Raw genomic sequence first — 14,568 nt, forward strand, 5'->3', positions numbered from 1 at the left:
ATAAGTGCAGTCAACTATCGAGCTTACTATTATGATCCGTATTACCGATGCTGCTCAGGAGCATTTCCTGAAACTGTTGGCAAAACAGGAAGAAGGCACACAGATTCGCGTATTTGTTATCAATCCAGGTACGCCAAACGCCGAATGCGGTGTCTCGTATTGCCCGCCGGATGCCGTAGAAGCCAGCGATACCGTACTGAAGTTTGAAAAAATTTCCGCTTACGTGGACGAACTCAGCGCCCCTTATCTGGAAGATGCTGAAATCGACTTCGTGACCGACCAGCTCGGTTCTCAGCTCACGCTGAAAGCGCCGAACGCCAAAATGCGTAAAGTGGACGACAACGCCCCGCTGATGGAACGCGTGGAGTATGTGCTGCAATCGCAGATCAACCCACAGCTGGCTGGCCACGGCGGCCGCGTGACGCTGATGGAGATTACCGACGATGGTCTGGCGATTCTGCAATTTGGCGGCGGCTGTAACGGCTGTTCTATGGTTGACGTCACGCTGAAAGAAGGGATTGAGAAAGAGCTGCTGCAAACCTTCCCAGAGCTGAAAGGCGTGAGAGATCTCACCGAACACCAGCGCGGCGAGCACTCCTACTATTAATCGTCTCCCCTGTTGATTTATCTTTGCTTTTCCTCCCCAGCCCAGGGGAGGAAGAGTATTCGTGCTATTGTTAGACTTTCTGCGTTTTCATCGGCGCGCCACGACGCAAATCCATATCCCGAACCAATCGTTCAAGGCAGCGGTCAGCGAAGATCGACTCCAGCGGGCGCGTGAGCTTGCGCCGCCAGTTGGGGTATTCACGATGGGTGCCCGGCACATTGACCGGTGTCGCCATATCCAGCCAGTCTTCCAACTGGAATCCCACCAGTGCGCTTGCGCTGTCGGCAACATAGCGATGAACACCACGACTTAGCGGTGCACCCATTGTCGTCAGCGCTGAGTTGCGACCAACCCGCTGCGGCAATAGCCCGAAGTCGTGCAACGCGTTGAGCAGCCCCTGTTTCGCTTTCTCACGCTGCTGCATTTGTTCTTGCAGTAACGCTTCCGTCGGGTACAGCCCCAATTCCCGCCCTAGCGATAAATCCACCGTTTGCCAGTAACCGCGCAGCGTCGGGAGGTCGTGAGTGGTGATGGTTGCCATCGCCTGACGCGGATAATCCTCCGGTGCGCGGAAGTGATTCTCGTCGTCTTTTTCAAAGAACAGCACCTTGTAGGAATAGATACCGTAGTCATGCAGTTTGCTGACAATTTCCGGTGGCACCGTCCCTAAATCTTCGCCGATAATCAGGCACCGGTGACGCTGGCTTTCCAGCGCCAGCACAGCCAGCAGATCGTCGACCGGATAATGCACGTAAGCCCCGTTGCCCGCCGGTTCCGCCGTAGGTATCCACCACAGACGCAAGAGCGCCATCACATGATCGATACGTAGCGCGCCACAATGCGCCATGTTGCTGCGCAGTACGTCGATAAACGGTTGATATCCTCGTAGTTGCAGCATGGTAGGGTTCATTGGTGCAAGCTGCCAGTCTTGTCCCTGCGGCCCAAGCGGATCTGGCGGTGCGCCGATAGAGGCACCAAGGCAATAGAGCTGACGTTCATCCCAGGTTTCTGCACCGCCCTGTGCAACCCCAACGGCTAAATCGCGATACAGACCGAGCGGCAGACCAAGCTGTTTACTGTGAGCGTAGCACTCCGCAAGTTGCTCATGCGCGACCCATTGCAGCCAACTGTAAAAGGTAATCTCATCGCTGTTTTCACGGCGGAATGACTTCACGGTTTCACTGTGCACGTCATGGTAGCTGGCAGGCCATTGGTGCCAGTCCGCGTAATTCTCGCCTTGCTTTTTCAGATAGTCCTGTAGCGCATCAAACGTCGCCTGAAGTTGCAGGCTCTGCCCGCCGCTAACGACAAACTGGCGAAAGGCGCTAATGCGCGGATCCAGCGCGCTGCGCGTCGTAAAGTAGCGGAAAGCCAGCCGCAAAGCGGTTAGCTTAAGCGACGTCACCGGTTCATAATCGACCCAGCGCCCTGCCCGCAGCGCAGCAACCGCACTTTGCGTCTCCACGCGGTGCCACCATTCCTGCGCTTCACTGCTCTGCTGGAAATCATCGATCCGATTCACATCGATATAAATAATGTTCAGCCAGTGTCGTGAGGAAGGGCTGTAAGGGCTTGCGGCCTCTGGTAGCGCGGGATACAGCGAATGCAGCGGGTTCAGCCCCACAAAGGCTCCGCCGCGTCGAGCAATCTGTTCGACTAACTGGCGTAGATCGCCAAAATCCCCTACGCCCCAGTTGGTCTGCGAACGCAAGGTGTAAAGCTGGATGGTAACGCCCCACCAGCGTTTTCCTTGTAGTAAGGCTTCGGGTTCATAGCAGCGGTGCGGAGCAACAATAATCCGGCAGCTCCAGCGCTGGTCGGCTTGCGTCAACGTCAGGTAGTGGTAACCCAGCGGCAGCAGACCCGGCAGAGCCAGCGTTGAGCCGCCAGTGATCTGCCCTTGGATTTGACCACCGTTTTCATACATCAGCGTCCAGAGGAATTCACCGTGACCAGCAAGCGCGATAACCGCATCCCGCCCTTGCAAAAAAACACGCACAGGCGGCAAGGGTGCATTGCCGCTATCAGAAACATCCATCATTGCCTGAATCTGGTTTCTGATTGCGGCCGCAACAATGTGCTCTTTGCCATAGGCATCGGTATAACTTTCCGCGATGCCTGTCTGCTGGCTTGCCAGTTTATCCACCTTGAACACCCTCTCCTTTTTCTAACGATGCGCCTGCCAAATGCGCGTCTGATAATCATGAATCGCCCGGTCTGAACTGAACATCCCCATTCTGGCGGTATTCAGCACACAGCGGCGCGTCCATTCATCCGGCTCACGGTAAAGCGCATCAACACGCTGCTGAACCTCACAATACGGTGCAAAATCGGCCATTAACATATAGGGATCGCCCAGCTTCAGCAGGCTATCCAACAGCGGGGCAAACGCGTTTTTATCCCCCTGACTGAACGCACCGCTCGCTAGCTCGTTCAGTACTTCACGTAGCAGCGGCGTCACGGCGAGGTACTCAGACGGCTCATAGCCCCGTGCCTGTAGCGCTTTTACCTGTTCGACGGTGTGACCGAAAATGAACAGGTTGTCTTCACCCACCTGCTGCGCCATTTCTACATTCGCCCCGTCCAACGTGCCGACGGTCAACGCGCCGTTCAGCGCCAGCTTCATATTGCCCGTGCCGGACGCTTCTTTACCTGCCGTCGAAATTTGTTCAGAGACATCCGCAGCAGGAATCATCCGTTCAGCCAGCGAGACGCGATAGTCCGACGGGAAGATCACCTTTAGACGATCGTTCACCCGGCGATCCTGATTAATGACCGCCGCGACCCGGTTAATGGCATAAATGATGTTTTTTGCTAATACATAGCCTGGCGCCGCTTTGGCACCGAACAAAAAGACGTGCGGCACTATATCCAGATGCGGATTGTCACGCAATTGACGATATAGCGCGAGGATATGAAGCAGATTCAAATGCTGGCGTTTGTATTCATGCAATCGCTTGATTTGCACATCAAACAGCGCCTGCGGATCGATGACGATGTCGTACTGCTGGCGGAGATAGGTCGCCAACTGCGTTTTATTATCGGCTTTAATTTGTCGATAGCGCTCACGAAAGCCAGCATCGTCAGCATAGGGTTCCAGCCCTTGCAGCGCAGGCAGATCGTTCACCCACGGCGTAGGCAGCGTGTCGTCAATCAGCGCGGACAACGCCGGGTTACACTGTTTTAGCCAGCGGCGTGGCGTAATGCCGTTGGTGACATTGTGGAATTTGGTCGGCCATAGCTGGTGGTATTCCGGGAACAGATCTTTCACCACCAGTTCCGAATGCAGCGCCGCCACGCCGTTGACCGCAAAGCAACTGACGACGCACAAGTTTGCCATGCGAATCTGGCGCTGGTGGCGAATCGCGAGCTTCGCCCACACCTGCCGATCGCCAGGCCATTTCTGCTCAACCTGCGCCTTAAACTGCGTATCAATTTGCCGGATGATGGACAGGTGGCGAGGCAGCAGACGGCTAAATAGTCGTTCGTCCCAGCGCTCAAGCGCTTCCGGCATCAGCGTATGGTTGGTATAGGCAAAGGTGCGTCCGGTTATCGACCAGGCGTCATCCCACGGTATCTGGTGCTCATCCAGCAGCAGACGCATCAGTTCAGGGATCGCCAGCGTCGGATGGGTGTCATTAAGCTGGATGACTTCATAATCCGGCAATGTCGACAGCGCGCGCCCCGCGTTAAGATGGCGGCGCAGAATATCGGCCACCGAACAGGCGCAGTGGAAATATTGCTGCATCAGGCGCAAGCGTTTGCCCGCCGCGTGATTGTCATTCGGATACAGCACGCTGGTCAGGCTGGCGGCGGAAATCCCCGCCTGTGCCGCACGCAGATAGTGCCCTTCGTTGAATAGCGTTAAATTAAACGGATCGCGATGCGTCGCACGCCACAAACGTAGCGGCTGTGCTGCGCCGTTGTGATAGCCAATCACCGGCAGGTCACAGGCTTCCCCTCTGAAAACCGTATCCGGCAACCAGCGCAGGGTGCCGTCAGTTTGGGGTTGCAGACGCCCGCCAAACCCGACATCCACCGCCAGCTCCGCTCGGGGTAAAAACCATGGATAGGTATCGCGCTGCCAGTCATCGGCGGTTTCCTGTTGCTTTTCCTGCGCAAAATGCTGACGGAACAGGCCATACTGGTAGTTAAGGCCGTAACCCGTTGCGGGTTGCCCCACCGTCGCCATCGAATCCAGAAAGCAGGACGCGAGCCGACCTAACCCGCCGTTACCTAACCCCGGATCGGTTTCCTGCTCCAGAATATCGCTCAGGTTCAGCCCTTGCTCGGCCATCACGGCAGCAACCGCGTCATACCATCCCAAATTCAACAGATTGTTGCCCGTCAAACGGCCGGGCAAAAACTCCATCGACAGGTAGTTCACATGGCGCTGCGGCGTATTGGCAGCAGGAGACGATGAAGAGGCAGAATGCATCAGCAACTGTTCAGACAGCGCAAGGCTGACGGCGCGCCAGCACTGTACTGGCGTCATCGCGTTAAGCGAGGCGACGCCACCGAGCCGCTGTTGGCGGCGCAGCGCAGCGGTAAATTCTGATGCATCAAAGACAATGGCGGGATGGGCGGAGGAAACGGGCTGCGTTAATACATCTGGTTTTTTTGCAGCCGCTGAGCGTTTTGACGATCCTGATCGTTTTGCAGAATCCGGCTTTCTTGAAGAATCTGACATCGTGCCTCCTCCTTTGTCCATCATGGAAAAGGCACATCGGGTTCAACACAACTCCAACTGTACCTTATGTTGTTCAATGATTTTCAGTACGCTGGGTGGTGGTGACTGATCGGTAAAAAGATAGTCGATCAAATCCATGTTGCCCAAATTCACCATTGCATTACGACCAAACTTGGAATGGTCCGTCACCAGCATGACGCAGCGAGAATTTTCAATAATCGCCCGTTTTGTGCGCACTTCATGGTAATCAAACTCCAGTAATGACCCATCCATGTCAATACCGCTGATGCCCAAAATGCCGAAATCCAGGCGGAATTGAGAGATAAAATCCAGCGTCGCCTCCCCCATGATGCCACCATCGCGGGTACGCACTTCACCACCGGCCAAAATCAGACGGAAATCCTCTTTTGCCGTCAGCAGCGTTGCCACATTCAGGTTATTGGTGACTACGCGCAGATCCTTATGCTGCATCAACGCATAGGCGACGGCTTCGGGCGTGGTACCGATATCGATAAACAAGGTGGCACCGTCTGGAATCTGGCTTGCCACCCGACGAGCAATACGCGCTTTTTCATCCGACCACATCATTTTACGGTCATTATAGGCCGTGTTTACCGAGCTGGACGGCAATGCCGCACCGCCGTGGTGACGATGGATTTTATTCTGCTCGGCCAGTTCGTTGAGATCGCGACGAATGGTCTGCGGGCTTACCGCAAAATGTTCCACTAGCTCTTCAGTACTGACATAGCCCTGCTGGCGCACCAGTTCAATAATGGCGTCATGTCGTTGTGTCTGCTTCACATTTATCCCCTAAGACGCCCCGATTTACCGGGGGTTTGTTTTATTATACGTGTCCCAAAAGGCCATCAATAGCCCGACCACCAGCCCAGCCACATGAGCCGCGTTCGCGATCGACATGCCTAAAATATCGAAATATCCGGCGACCAGCCACAGTAAAGCGAAAGCCATCAGACTGCGCGGCATGGATAAATAACCGTCAGGCTCTCGCTCCCCTCGCAGCCAGACATAGCCCATCAGGGCATAAACCACGCCCGACAGGCCGCCAAAATGGGTGCCGCTAAACCAGGACTGCGCCCAGCCGCTAACCAGCGCGGAAACCAGCGTGATGACGAGTAATTTTCCGGTTCCCAGCACTTTTTCAACCGGGCCGCCCAGATACCACCACCACATGAGATTGAACAAAATGTGCAGCAGGGAAAAGTGCAACAAAACATGACTGAACCAGCGCCACACCTCTACTTGCTGTCCCTCAGCCGGGAACGCCAACCATACCATCACGCTCTCATAGCCCGAAATCTGCATCAGGATGAACACCGCAATCGTCACGACCATCAGGGATAGCGTCAGTGGACCTGCCTTTTGTTTCAGCGTTTGCAGGTAGGAGTAGCGTTGGTATTGAATACCCGTATCCATCGATCCCGTTTGCCAACTGGCCGCCAGATAGCGCGGGTTTGTCGGGTCGCGCAGAAAAATCTCCAGCGCTTCCTGAACCTTGCTCAGTTGGGTTTCATCCTCCAGCCACAGTTCAGCTTCATGCCCCTGAGACCGCATTTCCAGATGGACCTGCTGTGTACGCATGTAATCAACAAATGCCTGAGCCAGACGCGGGTTGGAGAGAGCAATAACGCGAGTCATCATAGCGGGAAGCGCCAGTGAGTAGGTTGAGTTAGGAACATAATAATAAAGGTTCTTTAATCGTCATGCGATCAGGCTTGCGCCTGCGTGTCTTGCGGGTAGCGATGTTGCCAGGCTTCAAAGCCGCCATCGATACTGTATACCGAATCAAACCCCAGGCTAATCAGGTACTGTGCGGCATTGCGGCTGCTAATGCCGTGGTAGCAAATCACCATGACCGGTGATTCGAGGTCAGCGCCGCGCACAAAGTCAGACAGCGTCTCGTTTGTCAGGTGAGTTGCGCCGGGAACGTGGGCTGCGGCAAAGCTCTGTGGATCGCGAATATCAACGACAACGCCCCCTTCCTGCCAGCGGGAATGGGCTTGCTCAATACTGATAGCTTCAAATTGTTCCATCGAAAGTGACAACCTTGTTAATAATGGTGGAGTTTTTAGTTATGGCTATTGCTAGTGTAGCGCGTTATTGCGCGCTAAAAACCAGATAAACAGCAGGGATTCAATAACGGCGCTATACCAAGATAACGTCAACGGCAAGCTGACGCAGTTGCGCCACAATCTCCCCATCGGCTTCTTTGCCGGTTATCACAACATCAATCTGGTCGACCCGGCTAAATAACATACCCGCTCTCTCTCCAACCTTGCTGCTATCCACTAAAACCGCCAGCTTCCCTACATAATTCAGCATTTTCTGCTCTGCCATTGCCGTCAGCATATCGGTTTTATACAGCCCTTCCGTCGTCAACCCTCTACCGCTGGTAAACATCCAATGCCCTGCATACAGGCTGGCATCCCCCTCCTGTGGCGCTAGCGTAATAGACTGACTTTTATTGTATTGCCCTCCCATGATGACCACACTGTCATGATCATGTTCAATCAGGTAATTCGCCAGCGGCAGATAGTTAGTGATCACCTGTACATCTTTCCCGCAGATCTCTTGCCCTAGAAGAAATGCCGTCGAACCACAGTTAATGACAACGCTGTCTCCCGGCTGGCATAGCTGCGCGGCAGCCTTGGCAATACGCATCTTTTCATCAACATGCTGGGTCTGGTAGAGGGTCAGCGGTGTCCACACGAGTCGCGGGGGCGTAACGGCTTCTGCGCCGTTACGCACCTTCCTCAGCCTACCGTTCTCATCAAGTTTGTTAATATCACGACGTGCCGTCGCCGGAGAGACATCGAAGAGTTCAATCAGATCGGCCACGCTAAGCTGGCCCCGACGTTGCAGCAAATCGATGATGGCGTTGTGGCGTTGAGATTCAGTCATGCTCGTCCCATTTGATAAATTCAAACGCCGATTATAGTGAGCACCTGCCCTATTTTGAATCATAACTTATCAAAAGTACGCATAGACTTGCTCTGCTGAATCACTACGCCTCAAAATATGCGTTTGAACACGGAATCGGGCACGTCAACATGCCCGTATTTCTGTGATTAAAGGAAGGATTTAAACGGCAGGTCAGGCTCGGTGGTGAAGCAATCATCAAAGCCGCGAGGATAATGGTATTCCAGATTATCCTTATCCTGTGGCCAAATAAATTTCCCACCGACCTGCCAGATAAATGGCTTGAAGCCGTATTTCAGACGATCTTTTTTCATTTCCCACAATACGCGAATCTCCTGTGGGTCGGCCTGGAAGTTTGACCAAATATCATGATGGAACGGGATCACTACATGGGTATTTAACGCTTCCGCCATTCGCAATATATCAGCGCTGGTCATTTTATCGGTAATACCACGCGGGTTTTCGCCATACGAACCCAGCGCGACATCGATATGGTGCTCGTTACCGTGCTTGGCGTAGTAATTTGAATAGTGTGAATCTCCGCTATGGTAAAGATTGCCGCCCGGCGTTTTAAAAAGATAATTAACCGCGCGCTGATCCATACCATCCGGTAGAACCCCTGCCGCTTTCTGTTCTGCGGGCAGCGTAATCAGAGCCGTGCGGTCAAAAGCATCTAGCGCGTGAATTTGCACATCTTTAATCGTAATCACATCACCGGGTTTCACAATCATGCAGCGTTCACGCGGCACGCCCCAGCCTAACCATATGTTCACGCAACTCTCAGGGCCAATAAACGGCACGCTGCTGTCGCAGTGCTGCATTACCGCAGCCGCCACGTTAACATCAATATGGTCATTATGATCGTGCGTGGCCAGAACGGCATCAATCTGACGAATCGCGAAAGGATCGAGCACAAACGGCGTCGTACGCAAATTGGGCTGTAACTTTTTTACGCCTGCCATGCGCTGCATCTGGTGCCCGGTTTTCATTAATGGATTGGCGTGACTTTGCTTACCCGTGCCACACCAGAAATCCACACAAATATTCGCCCCTTCCTCCGACTTCAGCCAGATACCGGTGCAGCCTAGCCACCACATGGCAAACGATCCAGGTGCGACCTGCTCCTGCTCAATTTCTTCATTAAGCCAGGTTCCCCACTCTGGGAACGTGCTCAGAATCCATGACTCGCGGGTAATACTGTCAATTTTACTCATTGTGAAACCTCACTCAGCAGTTGGGTACATTATCGGATTTCCTGTCGCAAAATAAATCACAAAAAACCACTTAATGATTAATTAAATCACAAATTATCACGAAAAAATCACATACTCAATTGCTTCATGAATAATAATATTGCCATACCCCTCTCACCGGTAGGTAATAAAAGTGAACCGACACAAATCAAAAAAAACACGTAATACATTAATTTATATCATAAAAAATAATTACCTCCACTTTTCATAACTTCTGCCTTTGTGCGAAAAGAAGATAATTGCGAAGCCTCTCACAAATAATCAAAATGAATCTTTTTATGATCACTTATGATTGATAGAGTTACCGTGTTTTAAGAAATGCATGACAACACTCGTACGCGATGGGTTATTCAAAAGCCAAACGGAGTGCTTATGGAAATTTTCTATACCATCTTCACGATTTTTTTTAATCAGGTCATGACAAACGCCCCGCTGTTATTGGGGATCGTCACGATGATTGGCTATCTGTTACTACGTAAAAACGCCACCGTGATCATTAAAGGCACCATCAAAACGATCATCGGCTTTATGCTCCTACAGGCGGGATCGGGCATCCTGACCAGCACGTTCAAACCTGTTGTCGCCAAAATGTCCACCGTTTATGGTATCAATGGCGCCATTTCAGACACCTATGCCTCAATGATGGCCACGATTGAGAGCATGGGCGATGCCTACAGTTGGGTGGGCTACGCTGTACTGCTGGCACTGGCGCTCAATATCCTTTATGTCCTGCTGAGGCGGCTAACCGGTATCCGTACGATTATGCTTACCGGCCACATCATGTTTCAGCAAGCTGGCTTGCTTGCGGTGTTTTTGTACCTACTCGGCTACCCGATGTGGACGACTATTATCTGCACTGCCGTGCTGGTTTCCCTCTATTGGGGCATTACCTCCAATATGATGTATAAACCCACTCAGGCCGTGACCGATGGCAGTGGTTTTTCTATCGGGCATCAACAGCAGTTCGCTTCCTGGATTGCCTATAAGCTCGCCCCCTATCTGGGTAAAAAAGAAGAAAGCGTAGAAGACCTGAAGCTCCCCGGCTGGCTCAACATCTTTCATGACAACATTGTGTCTACGGCGATTGTCATGACAGTATTCTTTGGCGCTATCCTGCTCTCTTTCGGGCTCGATACCCTGCAACAGATGGCAGGTAAAACGCACTGGTCGGTCTACATTCTCCAGACCGGCTTTCAGTTTGCCGTCGCTATTTTCATCATTGTTCAGGGCGTACGCATGTTCGTCGCTGAACTGTCCGAGGCATTTAACGGTATATCCCAGCGTTTGATACCCGGAGCCGTGCTGGCCATTGATTGCGCGGCGATTTACAGCTTTGCCCCCAATGCCGTGGTCTGGGGCTTTATGTGGGGGACAGTCGGTCAACTGATTGCCGTCGGCATTCTGCTAGGTATCGGTTCCCCGATCATGATCATTCCCGGTTTCATTCCCATGTTCTTCTCAAACGCGACTATCGGCGTTTTTGCCAACCACTTCGGCGGCTGGCGCGCCGCGCTGAAGATCTGTTTGGCAATGGGCATGATCGAAATCTTCGGCTGCGTCTGGGCCATCAAACTGACCGGAATGAGCGCCTGGATGGGAATGGCCGACTGGTCAATTCTCGCACCACCGCTTATGCAAGGATTGACGCTAGGCCTGTGGTTCATGGGGGTGGTTATTATCATCGCTCTGATTTACATGGCCTTCGCCAGCCGTACGTTACGCGCAGAAGAAGACGCCGAAGGAAAACTCGCTACGCCCCCCACAAACTAATTCAGGAAGCACCATCATGACGGTACGAATTTTGGCAGTATGCGGCTGTGGTCAAGGCAGCTCTATGATTATGAAAATGAAAGTAGGTCAATTTCTCACTCAACAGGGCATAGATCACAGCCTGAACAGTTGCGCTGTCGGTGAATATAAAGCGGAGCTAAGTGGAGCAGACATCATTATTGCGTCTACCCACGTAGCCAGTGAAATCACCGTCAGTGGGAATAAATATGTCGTTGGAGTGCGCAACATGCTCTCAGCAGACGATTTTGGTCCCAAGTTGCTGGATGTGATCAGAGCACATTTTCCCGCTGATTTGAAAACCTGTTAATGCTTTTCAGTCGCGGTACACACGAGGAAAGACCATGAAACTACGTGATTCACTGGCAGAAAACCGCTCTATTCGTTTACAGGTCGAGGCCGATAGCTGGCAGGCAGCAGTAAAAATCGGCGTAGACCTGCTGGTTGACGCTGATGTGGTAGAACCGCGTTATTACCAGGCGATTTTGGACGGTGTTAATGCATTTGGCCCTTACTTCGTTCTCGCTCCCGGTCTGGCCATGCCGCACGGTCGCCCGGAAGAAGGGGTAAAACGTACAGGCTTTTCACTGGTCACGCTAAAAACCCCACTCCCCTTCAATCACGAAGATAACGATCCGGTAGATATCCTGATCACCATGGCGGCTGTGGATGCCACCACACATCAGGAGGTCGGCATTATGCAGATCGTCACGCTCTTCGAAGATGAGGCCAACTTTGATCGTTTACGCGCCTGCCACACCGAGCAGGATGTTCTGGATTTAATTGACCGTTCAACCACTGCGGTGGCTGATTAAGGAGTTTATTGATGTCTCATTTACCGATGTTACAGGTCGCGCTGGATAACCAAACATTAGCAAGCGCTTACCAAACCACCCGCTTGATTGCCGAAGAAGTGGATATTATTGAGGTCGGCACCATTCTGTGCGTGGGAGAAGGAGTACGTGCCGTACGCGATTTAAAAGCACTCTATCCCCATAAAATTGTCCTGGCTGATGTCAAAATCGCTGACGCCGGAAAAATTTTATCGCGCATGTGTTTTGAAGTACAGGCTGATTGGGTCACGGTAATTTGCTGCGCCGATATTAACACCGCCGCAGGTGCACTAGAGGTAGCACGTGAATTTAACGGCGATGTGCAGATCGAACTCACGGGTTTCTGGACATGGGAGCAGGCACAGGCATGGCGCGATATCGGAATTAAGCAAGTTGTCTATCACCGCAGCCGCGATGCTCAAGCCGCAGGTATTGCCTGGAGCGAGTCTGATATCAGCGCCATCAAGCGCCTGGCCGATATGGGATTCAGCGTCACCGTTACCGGGGGGCTGGCACTGGAAGACCTCCCCTTATTCGCCGGTATTCCAATCCATGTCTTTATCGCAGGGCGAAGTATTCGCGACGCTGCCAGCCCAATAGAAGCCGCCCGTGAATTTAAACGTCGGATAGCGCAGATCTGGGGATAAGGAGAAGCTCATGCTCACAAAAGCCGTACCGCTCGGTATTTACGAGAAAGCCTTGCCACCAAGGGAAGACTGGCTAACGCGCCTGCAACAGGCGAAAGCGCTGGGCTTTGATTTTGTCGAAATGTCGGTAGATGAAACTGATAGCCGATTGGCACGGCTGGACTGGAGCCGTGAGCAACGAATGGAATTAGTCAACGCCATCGCGACCAGCGGCATCCGCGTACCCTCTATGTGCCTCAGCGCACATCGCCGTTTCCCGTTAGGCTCGGAGGATGATGCCATTCGGGAGCAAGGGCTGGCTATCATGCAGAAGGCGATCCGGCTGGCGCAGGATGTGGGGATCCGCGTGATCCAACTTGCCGGCTACGACGTCTATTACCAACGCGCGAATGACACCACCCGAGAGCGCTTCCGTCTCGGATTACAACATGCGGTAGCAATGGCAAGCCGGGCGCAGGTTACGCTGGCGATGGAAATCATGGACTATCCGTTGATGAACTCCATCAGCAAGGCGCTCGGTTACGCTAACTTTCTGAATAATCCCTGGTTTCAACTGTATCCCGATATCGGCAACCTCTCCGCATGGGATAATGACGTACAAATGGAACTACGCGCCGGGAAAGGCCATATTGTGGCAGTACACGTTAAGGACACCAAGCCGGGGGTGTTTAAAAACGTGCCATTCGGTACAGGCGTTGTCGATTTTACTCAGTGTTTTTCAACGCTGAAAGAGAGCGGTTATTGCGGCCCCTATCTGATTGAGATGTGGAGTGAAAATGCGCAAGACCCTATTCAGGAAGTCACCGCCGCACGCGACTGGATCAAGCAGAGAATGTCGCAGGCGGGGCTACCCGTGGAGGAGAGCGTATGAATACAACATCACTAAAACAGCAGGTATTTCAGGCCAACATGGCACTACCGCAGCATGGTCTGGTGACTTACACCTGGGGTAATGTCAGCGCCATCGATCGCGAGCGCCAGATCATCGTCATCAAACCTAGCGGCGTCGCTTATGAAAAGATGCAAGCAGACGATATGGTCGTCGTGGATATGCAGGGGAAGGTCATCGAAGGTCAATACCGCCCTTCTTCAGATACGGCGACCCACCTTGCCCTTTACCAACGTTACCCACAAATCGGTGGTATTGTGCATACCCATTCAACACACGCTACAGCCTGGGCTCAGGCCGGATTATCCCTTCCTGCGCTGGGTACAACGCACGCCGATTATTTCTCTGGTGACATTTTGTGTACTCGCCCGCTCACACCACAAGAAGTTGAGCACGACTATGAAAAAAATACGGGGGTCGTGATTGCAGAAACGATAGCCGAAAATAACCCATTATATACACCAGGGATCCTTGTCTATCAGCACGGGCCTTTTTGCTGGGGCAAAAATGCAGAAGAAGCCGTACACAATGCGGTAGTGATGGAAGAAGTCGCAAAAATGGCCTGGATTGCCTGTTCTATCAACCCGCGCCTACACCTTATCGACGATCATTTGATGCATAAACACTTTAGCCGTAAACATGGCCCTAACGCCTACTACGGCCAACGCTAATAGGCTCCGCTATTCGATATTCCCTTCTTTAGGGGAAACACGGTGATGAGGTTCCCACAGGGATACCTCGCACCGTGGTAGCCCCCGGTATCTCTATTCTTAAACGATCGACACCCCCCGATAACCATTCATTTAATGTGACAATTATCATTATATTGTTAGCTCCGTCACGCATAAATGTTTTTATTTGGTTAACCATTGGCTGATTTGTTTGTTTTCGATTATTATAATGCTCGGAAACGAACATTTTGAT

Annotated in this window: 14 protein-coding genes; 7 read left to right on the forward strand and 7 right to left on the reverse strand. The window is 52.4% G+C overall.

The window, feature by feature from the left end:
- The first annotated feature begins 31 nt into the window (after positions 1-31).
- Positions 32-607 (forward strand): Fe-S biogenesis protein NfuA, encoded by a 576-nt coding sequence (gene nfuA, locus KKH3_RS18280; RefSeq protein WP_010277845.1) that lies wholly within the window; start codon positions 32-34, stop codon positions 605-607.
- A 70-nt stretch (positions 608-677) separates the two neighbouring features.
- Here nfuA and malQ read toward each other — a convergent pair whose 3' ends face one another.
- The 7 genes from malQ to ulaG all read right to left on the reverse strand — a co-directional run bounded on the left by malQ (position 678) and on the right by ulaG (position 9,448).
- Positions 678-2,762 (reverse strand): 4-alpha-glucanotransferase, encoded by a 2,085-nt coding sequence (gene malQ / locus KKH3_RS18285; protein ID WP_039362975.1) that lies wholly within the window; start codon positions 2,760-2,762, stop codon positions 678-680.
- A 12-nt stretch (positions 2,763-2,774) separates the two neighbouring features.
- Positions 2,775-5,297: a maltodextrin phosphorylase gene (gene malP / locus KKH3_RS18290; protein WP_080756560.1), complete on the reverse strand. Its 2,523-nt coding sequence runs from the start codon at positions 5,295-5,297 to the stop codon at positions 2,775-2,777.
- Between the two features lie 42 nt (positions 5,298-5,339).
- A complete protein-coding gene (locus KKH3_RS18295) occupies positions 5,340-6,098 on the reverse strand; it encodes a DeoR/GlpR family transcriptional regulator (protein WP_039362978.1) in 759 nt (252 codons plus the stop codon).
- A 24-nt stretch (positions 6,099-6,122) separates the two neighbouring features.
- The gene (gene glpG, locus KKH3_RS18300) at positions 6,123-6,956 is read right to left on the reverse strand and encodes a rhomboid family intramembrane serine protease GlpG (protein WP_039362980.1); all 834 of its coding nucleotides are present in this window, start codon (positions 6,954-6,956) and stop codon (positions 6,123-6,125) included.
- A 68-nt stretch (positions 6,957-7,024) separates the two neighbouring features.
- Complete coding sequence (glpE, locus tag KKH3_RS18305; protein WP_039362983.1) at positions 7,025-7,348, reverse strand: thiosulfate sulfurtransferase GlpE; 324 nt, start codon at positions 7,346-7,348, stop codon at positions 7,025-7,027.
- A gap of 112 nt (positions 7,349-7,460) precedes the next feature.
- Positions 7,461-8,216, reverse strand: coding sequence for an HTH-type transcriptional regulator UlaR (gene ulaR / locus KKH3_RS18310; RefSeq protein WP_039362987.1), 756 nt, complete (start codon positions 8,214-8,216; stop codon positions 7,461-7,463).
- A 167-nt stretch (positions 8,217-8,383) separates the two neighbouring features.
- Complete coding sequence (gene ulaG, locus KKH3_RS18315; protein ID WP_039362990.1) at positions 8,384-9,448, reverse strand: L-ascorbate 6-phosphate lactonase; 1,065 nt, start codon at positions 9,446-9,448, stop codon at positions 8,384-8,386.
- A gap of 411 nt (positions 9,449-9,859) precedes the next feature.
- On the opposite strand from ulaG, the gene ulaA reads away from it, so the two are divergent.
- Genes ulaA through KKH3_RS18345 form a run of 6 tightly spaced genes read left to right on the forward strand, consistent with a single transcriptional unit; the run spans position 9,860 to position 14,315 of the window.
- On the forward strand, positions 9,860-11,257 hold the full coding sequence (gene ulaA, locus KKH3_RS18320; protein ID WP_039362991.1) for a PTS ascorbate-specific subunit IIBC: 1,398 nt from the start codon (positions 9,860-9,862) through the stop codon (positions 11,255-11,257).
- 16 nt (positions 11,258-11,273) lie between these two features.
- The gene (gene ulaB, locus KKH3_RS18325; protein ID WP_039362994.1) at positions 11,274-11,585 is read left to right on the forward strand and encodes a PTS ascorbate transporter subunit IIB; all 312 of its coding nucleotides are present in this window, start codon (positions 11,274-11,276) and stop codon (positions 11,583-11,585) included.
- Positions 11,586-11,619: 34 nt separating this feature from the next.
- The gene (ulaC, locus tag KKH3_RS18330; RefSeq protein WP_039362996.1) at positions 11,620-12,090 is read left to right on the forward strand and encodes a PTS ascorbate transporter subunit IIA; all 471 of its coding nucleotides are present in this window, start codon (positions 11,620-11,622) and stop codon (positions 12,088-12,090) included.
- A gap of 11 nt (positions 12,091-12,101) precedes the next feature.
- On the forward strand, positions 12,102-12,755 hold the full coding sequence (locus tag KKH3_RS18335; RefSeq protein ID WP_139338657.1) for a 3-keto-L-gulonate-6-phosphate decarboxylase UlaD: 654 nt from the start codon (positions 12,102-12,104) through the stop codon (positions 12,753-12,755).
- Positions 12,756-12,765: 10 nt separating this feature from the next.
- Positions 12,766-13,626, forward strand: a complete 861-nt coding sequence (locus KKH3_RS18340) for an L-ribulose-5-phosphate 3-epimerase (RefSeq protein WP_039362998.1) — start codon at positions 12,766-12,768, stop codon at positions 13,624-13,626.
- Positions 13,623-14,315 (forward strand): L-ribulose-5-phosphate 4-epimerase, encoded by a 693-nt coding sequence (locus tag KKH3_RS18345; protein ID WP_039363001.1) that lies wholly within the window; start codon positions 13,623-13,625, stop codon positions 14,313-14,315. The genes KKH3_RS18340 and KKH3_RS18345 overlap by 4 nt, the downstream gene beginning before the upstream one ends.
- Positions 14,316-14,568: the final 253 nt, after the last annotated feature.

The organism is Pectobacterium actinidiae, from assembly GCF_000803315.1.
GTDB lineage: Bacteria > Pseudomonadota > Gammaproteobacteria > Enterobacterales > Enterobacteriaceae > Pectobacterium > Pectobacterium actinidiae.

Excerpts from the sequence above, each read along its gene's own strand:
- nfuA (WP_010277845.1), top strand. The coding sequence starts at position 32 with ATGATCCGTATTACCGATGCTGCTCAGGAGCATTTCCTGAAACTGTTG.
- malP (WP_080756560.1), bottom strand. The coding sequence starts at position 5,297 with ATGTCAGATTCTTCAAGAAAGCCGGATTCTGCAAAACGATCAGGATCG.
- ulaA (WP_039362991.1), top strand. The coding sequence starts at position 9,860 with ATGGAAATTTTCTATACCATCTTCACGATTTTTTTTAATCAGGTCATG.
- glpE (WP_039362983.1), bottom strand. The coding sequence starts at position 7,348 with ATGGAACAATTTGAAGCTATCAGTATTGAGCAAGCCCATTCCCGCTGG.
- KKH3_RS18345 (WP_039363001.1), top strand. The coding sequence starts at position 13,623 with ATGAATACAACATCACTAAAACAGCAGGTATTTCAGGCCAACATGGCA.
- ulaR (WP_039362987.1), bottom strand. The coding sequence starts at position 8,216 with ATGACTGAATCTCAACGCCACAACGCCATCATCGATTTGCTGCAACGT.
- KKH3_RS18335 (WP_139338657.1), top strand. The coding sequence starts at position 12,102 with ATGTCTCATTTACCGATGTTACAGGTCGCGCTGGATAACCAAACATTA.
- glpG (WP_039362980.1), bottom strand. The coding sequence starts at position 6,956 with ATGATGACTCGCGTTATTGCTCTCTCCAACCCGCGTCTGGCTCAGGCA.
- ulaG (WP_039362990.1), bottom strand. The coding sequence starts at position 9,448 with ATGAGTAAAATTGACAGTATTACCCGCGAGTCATGGATTCTGAGCACG.
- ulaB (WP_039362994.1), top strand. The coding sequence starts at position 11,274 with ATGACGGTACGAATTTTGGCAGTATGCGGCTGTGGTCAAGGCAGCTCT.
- KKH3_RS18340 (WP_039362998.1), top strand. The coding sequence starts at position 12,766 with ATGCTCACAAAAGCCGTACCGCTCGGTATTTACGAGAAAGCCTTGCCA.
- ulaC (WP_039362996.1), top strand. The coding sequence starts at position 11,620 with ATGAAACTACGTGATTCACTGGCAGAAAACCGCTCTATTCGTTTACAG.